Genomic DNA, 11,827 nt, shown 5'->3' on the forward strand with positions numbered 1-11,827 from the left:
ATATTTTCAAGGGCATAGGCTTCAGCGGACTTAGCGTTTGTTTATTTTAAACTTTGATCTTCTAACACTTACACTCAATTTATAAAAAAAATGTTCGACATAAACTCAATGTACTAACGAAAAAAAATCAGGTATATTTCCATATTTTGAATTTTTACCTGATTTTTAATATTAGTTAAACGATTATCGCTAAAAAAATTAACTTAGCCCTAAATAATCAAACAGCTTTGATTTAACGTTAGCAGTTAAAGGTCTTTTTCCGTTAAGAATGTATGACAAGTATACATCAGTAATACCAATTATTTTGGCTACTTTTTTCTTCTTGTCATCAAGAATTCTAAGTCTCTCTTTAATTCTTACCAAATCGTCTTGTACTTCTTGTGTCATAACTATAATTTTAAAATTTATATAATCGAGTAATAAGGTTTGTTAAAGTTATTAACTTGGGTGGAGTAAGCAAAATTACTTACTCCCTCACCAAGCTAATTTTCTGCAAATTTTAACCAAAACATGGTCAGGTTTTAAAGTGAATAGAGCAAATTAGTTCGGACTATAATCTAATCCTGAACCAATAGCTTTTTTTAAATCGAACAATCTCAATTGTTTTTGCAATAAATCATAGTTCGTATATAAAGTTTTACGGTTTCTGATTTTTGTACTCTGTTCGTCACGATCAACAGTAATTACAACTTTCGTTTTCTTAAAATTTTCATTTATATATTTCAATAAGTCTAAGTTTGAAAGGGCTTTTAAAGGAATAATAACCAGATCTATTGAAGTTTGAGTCACAATCAATTCTGTTTCAAATTGGTCATCAGCAAAATATGCACAAGCATCCAAACTGTGAATGTATTCTTTCAATTCTCCAATTAGCAACCTGTTCTCTTTTATAAATAAGATATTCATCATTTTTCCTCTTGAGGGAAGAATTTATACTTTATTTCCTTCCAATATTAAGAATCAGTTTATTTTAGATACCACTACCATTTCAAAGCAAATGCCAAAACATCTAACTTGCTAGTAAATTGACAGTTAATACGAAGAGTGTCAATTTACAACATGTAAGAGCATCTCCATATTCGGATATAAAAGTTTAACAAACCTAAAACAAAACACCAAGCGCCTGTATTTCTTTAACTTCTGATTTTCTTAGAACCTCCTCCATTTTCGGATATTAATTTAGAGTTCCTTTATTTCCGCTCAGTAAAGTCTTGATTTTATAGATTTTACAAAACATCTTTCCATATAAAAAGTGGACATCTCCGATAATGGATGTGAAGAAAATCCAAAGCATCCCAGATTTTACTTTTCTATTTTGTGCTTTTTAATTCTCCGATCAAGGGATTGCCAAGTTATATTTAAAAGATCAGCAGCTTTTGATTTATTATTATTAGATTTCTCCAAAGCTTTTATAATACAGTTCTTCTCAACCATTTCTAAATCTAATATTTCTGCGGTAGGATAATGGTAATGATTTGATTCCTCTTCTTGCACATGATTCATTTGAAAATGATATAAATTTAATTTGCTGGAGTCACAAATAATTACCGCTCGCTCCACCATATTTTTCAATTCCCTAACATTTCCAGGAAATTCATAGGCCAATAACTTTCGAACTACCGCCTCATCAACTTCACTTATATTTTTTCCCATTACTCTATTAAAGTAATTAACAAAGTAATCTAGCAAAAGAGGAATGTCTTCCCTTCTATTTCGTAGTGGTTCCAAATGAATTACAAAGGAACTTATTCGGTGATAAAGATCTAACCTAAACCCTTTTTCATTACTTAACTCCTCTAAATTCTGATTCGTTGCTGCTATAATCCTTGTATCGAAAGGAATTTCAATATTAGACCCTACTTTTCTAATTTTCCGATCTTCCAACACACGCAAAAACTTTGTTTGTAAATTCAGCTGCATATCCCCAATTTCATCCAGAAACAAACTTCCTTTGTTTGCTGCTTCGAACCAACCTGTTTTGGTATCCGAAGCTCCCGTAAAAGCACCTTTCGTATGCCCAAAAAACTCACTTTCAAACAAAGTTTCAGGAATAGCACTGCAGTTAACAGCATAAAAGCAGTTCTCCTTTCTGCTACTTAAATAGTGAATTGCTCTTGCTACCAATTCTTTTCCTGTTCCACTTTCTCCTGTTATAAGAACAGAGGTATTTTCAGTCTTTGCTACTTTACCAATTAAATTAATTAGATTTTTCATGTGGCTACTCTCTCCGACAATTTCGTAACCCATTGCCTCATAAAATTCTTTCGATATTATGGAATAGTTGCGCTTAACCTCTTGCAAACTTTTATTTAGACTAACGAACTTCTTAGTTCGTTCGATCGAATGTTCGACATCTCTTAATCGAAATGGTTTGGTAAAAAAGTCAGATGCTCCTAATCTCATTGAATGAATAACCGAATCCATCTCACTATAACCACTAATCATGATTACTTCAATATCCGGATACTCTTTCTTGATTTTTTCAAGGACTTCCAACCCATTCATTTCAGGCAAGTTTACATCAACAATTGCGATATGAATCTCATTACGATCCATAATTTGGAACGCTTCAGAAGGTGTTCTTGCTTTAAAAATCTTAAAGTTTGGATCATCCAAGAACTCACTAATTTCATCTCGAACCAGTTGTTCGTCGTCCAAAATCAGAATTCTTAGGTTATTTATGGTTATCATAGTGGTTTTTAGAATAATTAAAGTTGCTTAATATATCATTTATCTTCTTTTTGTACGAATGGAAAAATTAATTTCATTTCGGTAAATTCATTTTCTTTACTTCTCACCTTAATCTCACCGTTCATCTTCTGCACTATATTTTTACTTATATATAAACTCAAACCAGAGTTTATTCCTTCATTCTTTGTTGAGAAAAATGGTTCAAATATGTAGTTCATATCTTTTGGCTTAATACCTTCCCCAAAATCTTTAATAGAAACAACAACATCACCTTTTTCAAGCTTAGTCTTTATTTGAATTCCTTCTTCATTAACTTCTTTTGCATTGCTCTTTTTCAATTTTTCTCCAATAGAATCAAATGAATTATTTAGGATATCAACGATAACTTTTTGTAATTTATATTTATTACCACAAATAAATAAAGAGTCTGGATCAACTTTTAATTGTATATCAACTTTTGAATGCTTGTATTGCTTTTTTATAAATTCAACAGCATCCCTTACTACATTATTCACATTAACAGAATCTTCAGAACTTTCATTCTTTGCAGAATTAAAAATCCCTATTTGAGATAAGTAAGTTTTTATTCTATCTATATCCTTAAATATTTGCGTACACTTATCTTTTAAATACTCCTTTTCAACTGTAGCTTTGGATAATCTCAATAAAATATTATCAATTACCATAGATATACTAGACAGTGGTTGGTTAATCTCGTTTACAACACCACTTGCCATTTTACCAAGAGTTTCCAATTCCGATTTTTGCGCTAATAATTTACGCTGATATTCATTAACCAAAAGTTCATGATTAACCTTATCTTGCAATGCCAAAGCATTTTTTGCCAACATTTTTTCATTTTCTTTAAGATCAGAAATTACAGCATGAAAATCTTGGTTTTTAGCATTAACACTTTTTAGTTGCGGCAACTCATTCATTAGTAATCGTATACCTCCACCATTGGTATTTTGATACGAAAACGCTAATAGAATTACTTTTTTCTGTTTTCCTGTTTCTGATTGAACACTCAAGACATCTAAAGCAAAACCTCTCTTTTGAGTCGAAAAATCAAAAAGTTCTTTTGCTTTTCCCTTTTGTAAATCGGGAATAAAATTGAAAAAATTTTGATTTACAACACCCTTTATTCTTTGACAATCAAGTAGCTTACACCCAAAATCATTTATAAAAACAACTTCATTTTTCTTATTTAAATCTATCAATGCTCTATCATGATATTCATCTCGATCCAAACCTAGAGTATCTCTAAAAGCATTTTCCAACTCGATATCCCTAGTTATATCCCAAGCAACTCCTGTATAAATAAAAATATCTAATTTTGAATTGTATTCTGCATTTAGTTCCACATGGACATGTCGTATTTTTTTGTCTTTTGTAAATATTCTATGCTTAAACTCAAGCTTCTTACTCTTCTTTGTTATAGAACTAAAAACCTTATCAAATGCTATTAGATCTTCAGGGTGGTTTTTATTTTTAATACACTCTACAACATTATCAATTTCTTTCTCCGAGATCTCATAAATACGATAAAACTCACTTGATCCTTTAAAAATTTCAGAATACGAATCCCATTCAAAACTTCCAACTTTTGTAAGCTTTTGAATTTTACGAACCATTAGCTCCTTCTTGATAAGGGAATCTTTTAATATTTTTTTTTCAGAAACATCCCTTCCCACTATGTAATAATGCATACTACCAAAATCGATCTGCTTAAATATCGACCATTCAAACCATTTTTGATCAGACAAATGATTATTAATTGGTTTTTCAACAATTATTGATTTTTCCTTGCCACTCATTTGAGAAATTGCAGTAGACATCTGATCAAACAACTGTTTACTAATATCAGCCAAACCGTTAACTAAAACCCCATCAAGTGTATAATCAAAAAAATCTGTAAACGCTTTGTTAGCAAACTCTATCTTTAAGCTATCATCAATTTTTAAAATCAACTCACTTTGCCCCTCAATAATTGTTTTGTAATTCGTGGCAAGATTTTTAAGTCTATTCTCAAAAAGCTCCTTATCTCTTAATGCAGAATTTAACTTCTCATTCTGTAATTCTTTCTCTTTTATATTCTTAAACAGATCTAAGAAAATATTAACCTTGTTCTTAAGAATAGCAAAATTAAATGGCTTCATTATAAAATCAGCACATCCACATTCATAACCTCTTTGTTCGCTTTCTTTATCGAGATAAAAAGCAGTTAAAAATATAATAGGAGTTGAGTTATTCTTAACACCTAAACGGATTTTCTCTGCAAGAGCAAATCCATCGATTTGTGGCATTTGAATATCCAAAATAATGAGGGCGTATTCTTTCTCTTCTATCTTTTGAATTGCTTCTAGTGGTGATTGAATCAGTTCAAGTTTCGTATCCAATTTTCCCAATACAACTTTAAGAAGATCCAAATTCTCCAACCTATCATCCACTACCAACACTTCTGGAGTAAAATTTAATCCCATACACAACTGATTAATCTTAATTACAGCATCTTACCTAAAAGTCATTCAGACTCAAACATTCTAAGTTACAAAAACTCACAAATTGTTTAACCAAAATTAAAACGATTCTAGATAAAAATCAATGCTATTGTGATTAATGAACCTTTATCCTCGCCGAGGAGCAACATTTAATTGGTCAACTATCCGAAAACGGCTATTAATTTACTCAACTAAAAACCTAGGTAAGAGCAAGAAGAGCCTCTTTTAATGTTAAGTATTTATATATAAATCCTTCATTTTTCAGGCGTTCAGGTATAACTTTTTGACCATTTAACAGAACAGTAGAAGCTTCACCAAGTGCAATATGCAGAACAAAAGCTGGTATATGACAAAATGCAGGGCGATTTATGCCTTTAGCAAGCATATTTGTAAAATCATGGTTCGTAACAAGGTCAGGGGCTACAAGGTTATATAAACCCTTCGAATTTGCATCTATTACAAAAGCATATGCTCTCAACAAATCTTCAATATGAATGAAGGGGAACATTTGTTTTCCTGATCCTAATTTACCTCCCAAGCCTATTTTGAAAAAAGGTAAGCTTTTTTTAAAAGCTCCTCCAGAATCACTTAAAACAACTCCCAACCTAAAAATTACGGTGCTGACATTTAGCTGTTGGATTTCCATTGCAGCTTCCTCCCATTTTTTACAAATCTGACCTAAAAAATCATCAATATAGGCTTTACTTTGCTCAGTGTGCAGATCACGATTATTGTAGATTCCTACAGCAGATGTACAAATAAACTGTTTTGGTTTATTTTCCATTAAAGCAACCGCTTCATATAATTTTCTTGTCGTTTCAATTCTACTTTCTTGTAGTGTTTTTTTTCTTTTCTTGGTCCATCTTGAAAGTATTGAAGCTCCGGAAAGATGGATAATAACATCTATCCCTTGCAGGAAATTGGCCAAGATTTTTGCCCTACCATATAATAGTTTACGAGGAATTCGTACAATATCAGCTTCTTTTTCATTCACCAAGTATTCGCACAAATGCGTACCTACCAAACCATTACTTCCCGAAATTGCAATTTTCATCTGTGTATAATTTTTATCGATTTATCAGATGGAAGCCAAATGATAAAAATAATCATTACCGTGTATGTGAAATTAACGATTTTAATCATGCTTGTTTCTTATTCTACACTATAAACCCTGAGTAGTCTCCTGCTAAAAACTTTTTTAAATCAGTTCCATTGATACGTACTTTTATGTTTCCTCCCATAACATAGGAAATATTTCCCGTTTCCTCGGAAACCGTAATCACATGAGCATCCGTAGCCTGACTCATACCAATTGCAGCCCGATGTCTCAAACCAAGGCTTCCCGGAATATTAGTACTATCGGTAACAGGTAAAATACAACGGGCTGCCAATATACGATTGTTGGCAATAATCACAGCTCCATCATGAAGCGGAGAGTTTTTGAAAAAGATAGATTCAAGTAAGGTTCCTGACACCCTTGAATTCACAATTTTTCCAGTATCAGCGTAAGCATGTAAATCGGTATTTTTGGCAATTACTATTAAGGCTCCTGTTTTGGATTTTGACATGTGTTCACAGGCAGCTGCAATAGAATTAATTTCCTGTTCTTCAAAACCTGCATCATCCGTCGCAAACCAATTTTCCAAACTAAACTTCTGATTGACATTATATCTGGAACCCAGCAATAATAAAAACTTTCTGATTTCAGGTTGAAACACAATAATTAAAGCAATTACTCCAACCCCAATAAACTGTCCAAGAATGGAACTTAATAACTCCATATTAAGAGCTCGCACAAACATCCACGTTAAGTAAAACAAAAACAACCCAACAAAGATATTGATGGCTACTGTTCCTCGTATCAATAAATAAACTTGATACAAAAGCAAAGCAACTAAAAGAATATCCAGAATATCAAAAAGCCCAAGAGTGATAAAAGCAGTAATCATATGTATAAATTCAGTCTTTTAACAAAATTACGATTTTATAGGAAACTATATTGTTGTGATTTGATCATTTCATGGAGTCTTACACACTCAACTGCCTCCTTCACATCATGCACTCGCAGAATACTAGCTCCATTCTCAAGGCTAATCATGTTTAAGGCAGTTGTTCCATTCAAACTAGTGTCAGGTGTTCCACCAAGATATTTATAGATCATCGATTTTCTTGACAGGCCAGCTAATATTGGAAGATTTAAATCCGAAAATTCTATCAATCGTGCAAGAATTTCGTAGTTGTGCTCTAAAGTCTTTCCAAATCCAAATCCCGGATCAAGAATAACATCTTTCACTCCATACATACTAAGCTTTCCAATTCTCTCCGTAAAAAATTTCTTAATCTCAGCAATTAAATCATCGTAATACGGATTCTGCTGCATACTTTGAGGTGTTCCTTTTATATGCATCATGATATAAGGAACCTTTAATTCTCCAACGGCATGGAACATTTCATCATCCAAAGTTCCTCCTGAGATATCGTTTATTATGCAAGCTCCAAATTCATTAACAATTTTTTTTGCAATACTTGATCGAAAAGTATCAATTGATAGTATTGCCTGAGGGAACTCATTTCTAATCGATTTAACGGCAGGAGCCAACCTGCAGTACTCTTCAACTTCGCTAACATCATTGGCACCAGGTCGTGTTGAGAAAGCTCCAATATCAATAATATCTGCGTCTTCAGATAGAATTTCCTCAGCTCTTTTTAAAATGGCCTTTTCATTGGTATAATTACCACCATCAAAAAAGGAGTCTGGAGTAATATTTAAAATTCCCATTACCAAAGGAGTTTCAAAATTTATTGAATGATTACCACACTTAATCATAGGAATATCGCTGTTAAAACAATTAGTTTTTTAATTTTGCATAACCGATTTGAATGATCAAATCCTATAGCAAAAGTAAAATAAAATACCATGGCTTCGCCTTTATTAGTATTTTTACGGGTAAATTTCTAAGTAAACTATGAATAACACAGACCAACAGTACAATCATATTATTGAAACCTGCACAGATATTTTCCAAAAAAAAATGCAAGATTACGGAACTGCCTGGAGAATACTTCGCCCAAGTTCCATGACCGATCAAATCTACATTAAAGCTCAACGCATAAGAAGCATTGAAACCAAAGGAACTAGTAAAATCGACGATGATATTCGTTCAGAATTTATTGGTATTGTGAATTATGCAATTATGGGAATCATCCAGTTGGAACTAGGAACTTCTGATAAAGAAATGAAGCATGATAAAGCATTGGAACTGTATCAAAAATACTTTAAAGAAGCAAAAGAGTTAATGGAAGCAAAAAACCATGATTACGATGAAGCTTGGAGAAGCATGAGGGTAAGTTCTTTCACTGATTTGATTCTGATGAAAATCAATCGTACCAAACAGATCGAAGATAATCAGGGTAAAACTTTAATTTCAGAAGGAATTGATGCCAACTATTTCGATATGATTAATTATTCGGTTTTTGGTCTGATCAAAATTGAATTTGAAAACGCCTAATAAACAAAGCAAATGAGTTTAATTCGATTTTTCAGCCGCCTGATTGTTGGTTTAATTTTCATTTTTAGTGGATTTGTTAAAGCTGTGGATCCAATGGGATCCACATATAAATTCACCGATTATTTTACTGCCTTTGGATTAGATACACTTACTTCTCTCGCCTTTCCTTTGGCAATCTTTTTATCAACATTAGAATTTGCCGTTGGTATGGCACTTGTTTTCGATGCAAGAAAGCAACTCTCTGCTTGGGGAGCAATGATCTTCATGGGAATCTTCACGCCATTAACTCTGGTTCTGGCAATTACCAACCCCGTTACCGATTGCGGATGTTTTGGTGATGCTTTAATTCTAAGCAATTGGGAAACCTTTGGCAAAAATGTTATTATACTTACTCTTACACTAATTTTGTTTTTTGGAAGAAAACAAAAAGAGAGATCATATCCATTATGGGAACAAAACTTACTTGTATTTTTATCAATAGTTTTTCCAATCTGGATTTCTGTCTACTCATACAATCATTTGCCAATTATTGATTTCAGATCCTATCATATTGGAGCAAACATTAATGATGGAATGATGATTCCTGAAAATGCCCCTGTTGATGAATACAAAAGTATTCTTAAATACGAAAAAGATGGACTAGTTAAAGAATTCGACGAAACCAATTACCCTTGGCAAGACAGCACATGGACATTTGTTGACTCAGAACAAATACTGATAAAAGAAGGATTTACTCCTCCAATTCACGATTTTTCGATTTCAAACGAGACTGAAGGAGATATTACAGATCAAGTATTACATGATGAGAATTATACATTTATTTTGGTTTCAAAAGAAATTGATAAACTTAATGAAAAAAGTCTTCCTGGAATTAAGGACTTATGGCTATATGCATTAGAAAAAGGCTATTCTTTTATCGCATTAACTGCATCTAGCATGGAAGAGTGCAACGAATTCAAAACAAATCATGAAATGCCCATTGAATTCTACAATACAGATGAAATTCAATTGAAGACCATCGTTAGAGCCAACCCCGGACTTGTACTGATTAAAAATGGAACCATACTAAACAAGTGGCACTATAATGACTTCCCTGCAGCCAAAGAGCTAAAAGGAGATTTAGCCGCTTATTCAATTACAAAACATCAAAAATTAAATATCAAACTAGTATTTATTAGTATTATTTCAACTTTGCTGCTGTTCATCTGCTTGTTCTTATTGCTTAGCAGAAAAACAAAAGCAAGAAAATGATTACAATTATGAGAAGAAAAATTGTTGCAGGAAACTGGAAAATGAACAATACTCTTGAAGAAGGTATTGAGTTGGCTGGACAAATTAATGATCTTGTTGAAAACACCGAGATCAAAGATGTAAATATTGTTATTGGTACTCCATTTATTCACCTTACAGAAGTGAATAAAATTGTTGGTGAAAAAATTGCAGTTGCTGCTCAAAACTGTGCTGACGAAAAAAGCGGTGCATACACAGGCGAAACCTCAGCTTCAATGATCAAATCAACAGGAAGCAAATATGTAATCCTTGGTCACTCAGAAAGAAGAACATATTACGGTGAGACCAACGAAATTTTAGTGAAGAAAGTAAACCAGACTCTTGAAAATGGGCTGGCTCCAATTTTCTGTATTGGTGAAGTTTTGGAAGAACGCGAAGCTGAAAAACATTTCGAAGTTGTAAAGAGCCAAATCGCAGAAGGATTATTCCACTTGTCAGCTGAAGAATTCGGAAAAGTAGTATTGGCATACGAGCCGGTTTGGGCAATTGGTACAGGTGTTACTGCTTCTTCTGACCAAGCTCAGGAAATACACGCTTTTATCCGTAAAACTGTAGTGCAGCAATACGGCGAAGAAGTTGCAAACAACACTTCTATTCTTTACGGAGGTAGCTGCAAGCCTTCTAACGCAAAAGAATTGTTCGAAAACGAAGATGTGGATGGTGGTTTAATTGGTGGTGCTTCTCTTAAAGCAGAAGACTTCATGGGAATTATTACTGCATTCTAAAAAAATAATACAATACTTATATAACCGCAGATTAAGCGGATATGCACGAATATAAATCACTACTTGGTTCAAGTTTTCCAATGATAAACCAATTCGTGATAATTTGTGACATTTGTGGTTGATAATGCGCTTGCAAAGCAAGCTATTCGAAGTCGTATCGAATTGTATTTAAAAATTTACAAGGCCGACACAGTGAAATGTATCGGCTTTTGTTTTTTCTGGACTTAAAACATAACTTGCAATAACAAATAAGCTAATTAAACAGATGGACTATATAGAACTTAAATGTCAAATTACTCCCTTCGATGAAGATATTGCTGATATTCTAATTGCCGAACTTGGAGAAATTGATTTCGAAAGCTTTACCCAAACCGATGATACTGTTGAAGCATTCATTCAAGCACCTCTTTTCGACATGGAAAGAGTGGAAGAATTAACGGTTAATCTCTTACCAAACCATAACATTAACTATTCACACCAAACCATCGAATCGCAAGATTGGAATGCCGTATGGGAATCAAATTTTCAACCGGTAATTATCTCCGACCAAGTGGTGATACGCGCATCGTTCCATACTGATACACCCCAGGTTCCCTATGATATCGTAATTGATCCTAAAATGTCATTCGGTACAGGTCACCACTCTACCACTTCGCTAATGGTACAAACCATCCTGGAAACAGAAATTGAAGGCAAAAGAGTGTTGGATATGGGATGCGGAACGAGCCTGCTAGCTATTTTAGCATCGAAAAGAAATGCAGTAAGAGTTGATGCCATTGACATCGATGAATGGCCTTATAAAAACTCATTGGAAAACATCAAGAATAACAAAGTCAAGAACATATCGGTATTCTTAGGTGATGCAGCACTATTAAAAGGCAAAACTTACGATGTGGTTCTAGCCAATATCAACCGAAACATCTTGGTAAATGACATGAAACATTACGTTGCCTGTTTGCCTCAAAAAGGTGAGCTGATAATGAGTGGTTTCTACACTGAAGATTTACCTCATATCCAAAAAAAAGCTGAGGAAAATGACTTAAAATACATCAGCCACAAAGTTGATAAAAATTGGGTGGCAGTGAAATACATCAAGAAATAAGTAAAAGAA

At 33.2% G+C, this 11,827-nt stretch carries 11 protein-coding genes; 4 read left to right on the forward strand and 7 right to left on the reverse strand.

What is annotated here, in order from left to right:
* Positions 1-198 precede the first annotated feature (198 nt).
* From ACO05S_RS01890 to folP, 7 genes are all read right to left on the reverse strand, one after another.
* Entirely contained in the window at positions 199-387 is a 189-nt protein-coding gene (locus ACO05S_RS01890; protein WP_054720643.1) for a helix-turn-helix domain-containing protein, read from the reverse strand.
* Positions 388-540: 153 nt separating this feature from the next.
* Entirely contained in the window at positions 541-906 is a 366-nt protein-coding gene (locus ACO05S_RS01895) for a hypothetical protein (protein ID WP_421919854.1), read from the reverse strand.
* Positions 907-1,302: 396 nt separating this feature from the next.
* Positions 1,303-2,691: a sigma-54-dependent transcriptional regulator gene (locus tag ACO05S_RS01900; protein WP_421919855.1), complete on the reverse strand. Its 1,389-nt coding sequence runs from the start codon at positions 2,689-2,691 to the stop codon at positions 1,303-1,305.
* Between the two features lie 35 nt (positions 2,692-2,726).
* Positions 2,727-5,174, reverse strand: coding sequence for a response regulator (locus ACO05S_RS01905; RefSeq protein WP_421919856.1), 2,448 nt, complete (start codon positions 5,172-5,174; stop codon positions 2,727-2,729).
* A gap of 217 nt (positions 5,175-5,391) precedes the next feature.
* Entirely contained in the window at positions 5,392-6,246 is an 855-nt protein-coding gene (locus ACO05S_RS01910; protein ID WP_421919857.1) for a TIGR01777 family oxidoreductase, read from the reverse strand.
* Between the two features lie 103 nt (positions 6,247-6,349).
* Positions 6,350-7,141 carry a diadenylate cyclase CdaA gene (gene cdaA / locus ACO05S_RS01915; RefSeq protein WP_421919858.1) on the reverse strand — a complete coding sequence of 264 codons (792 nt, stop codon included), beginning with the start codon at positions 7,139-7,141 and terminating at the stop codon, positions 6,350-6,352.
* 35 nt (positions 7,142-7,176) lie between these two features.
* Positions 7,177-8,019: a dihydropteroate synthase gene (gene folP / locus ACO05S_RS01920; RefSeq protein WP_421919859.1), complete on the reverse strand. Its 843-nt coding sequence runs from the start codon at positions 8,017-8,019 to the stop codon at positions 7,177-7,179.
* 139 nt (positions 8,020-8,158) lie between these two features.
* Here folP and ACO05S_RS01925 point away from each other — a divergent pair, with 139 nt between their 5' ends.
* From ACO05S_RS01925 to prmA, 4 genes are all read left to right on the forward strand, one after another.
* Complete coding sequence (locus tag ACO05S_RS01925) at positions 8,159-8,701, forward strand: DUF1599 domain-containing protein (protein WP_421919860.1); 543 nt, start codon at positions 8,159-8,161, stop codon at positions 8,699-8,701.
* Between the two features lie 12 nt (positions 8,702-8,713).
* Complete coding sequence (locus ACO05S_RS01930) at positions 8,714-9,952, forward strand: BT_3928 family protein (RefSeq protein ID WP_421919861.1); 1,239 nt, start codon at positions 8,714-8,716, stop codon at positions 9,950-9,952.
* A gap of 8 nt (positions 9,953-9,960) precedes the next feature.
* Positions 9,961-10,716, forward strand: coding sequence for a triose-phosphate isomerase (tpiA, locus tag ACO05S_RS01935; RefSeq protein ID WP_421919862.1), 756 nt, complete (start codon positions 9,961-9,963; stop codon positions 10,714-10,716).
* A gap of 265 nt (positions 10,717-10,981) precedes the next feature.
* The gene (gene prmA, locus ACO05S_RS01940) at positions 10,982-11,818 is read left to right on the forward strand and encodes a 50S ribosomal protein L11 methyltransferase (protein WP_421919863.1); all 837 of its coding nucleotides are present in this window, start codon (positions 10,982-10,984) and stop codon (positions 11,816-11,818) included.
* Positions 11,819-11,827: the final 9 nt, after the last annotated feature.

The sequence above is a fragment of the Marinifilum sp. genome (assembly GCF_965230805.1).
Classification (GTDB): domain Bacteria; phylum Bacteroidota; class Bacteroidia; order Bacteroidales; family Marinifilaceae; genus Marinifilum.

What these genes read in the sequence shown, in the direction of transcription:
- ACO05S_RS01925 (WP_421919860.1), top strand. Translation starts at nt 8,159, where the DNA reads ATGAATAACACAGACCAACAGTACAATCATATTATTGAAACCTGCACA.
- ACO05S_RS01910 (WP_421919857.1), bottom strand. Translation starts at nt 6,246, where the DNA reads ATGAAAATTGCAATTTCGGGAAGTAATGGTTTGGTAGGTACGCATTTG.
- ACO05S_RS01895 (WP_421919854.1), bottom strand. Translation starts at nt 906, where the DNA reads ATGAATATCTTATTTATAAAAGAGAACAGGTTGCTAATTGGAGAATTG.
- cdaA (WP_421919858.1), bottom strand. Translation starts at nt 7,141, where the DNA reads ATGATTACTGCTTTTATCACTCTTGGGCTTTTTGATATTCTGGATATT.
- ACO05S_RS01930 (WP_421919861.1), top strand. Translation starts at nt 8,714, where the DNA reads ATGAGTTTAATTCGATTTTTCAGCCGCCTGATTGTTGGTTTAATTTTC.
- ACO05S_RS01905 (WP_421919856.1), bottom strand. Translation starts at nt 5,174, where the DNA reads ATGGGATTAAATTTTACTCCAGAAGTGTTGGTAGTGGATGATAGGTTG.
- ACO05S_RS01890 (WP_054720643.1), bottom strand. Translation starts at nt 387, where the DNA reads ATGACACAAGAAGTACAAGACGATTTGGTAAGAATTAAAGAGAGACTT.
- prmA (WP_421919863.1), top strand. Translation starts at nt 10,982, where the DNA reads ATGGACTATATAGAACTTAAATGTCAAATTACTCCCTTCGATGAAGAT.
- tpiA (WP_421919862.1), top strand. Translation starts at nt 9,961, where the DNA reads ATGAGAAGAAAAATTGTTGCAGGAAACTGGAAAATGAACAATACTCTT.
- folP (WP_421919859.1), bottom strand. Translation starts at nt 8,019, where the DNA reads ATGATTAAGTGTGGTAATCATTCAATAAATTTTGAAACTCCTTTGGTA.
- ACO05S_RS01900 (WP_421919855.1), bottom strand. Translation starts at nt 2,691, where the DNA reads ATGATAACCATAAATAACCTAAGAATTCTGATTTTGGACGACGAACAA.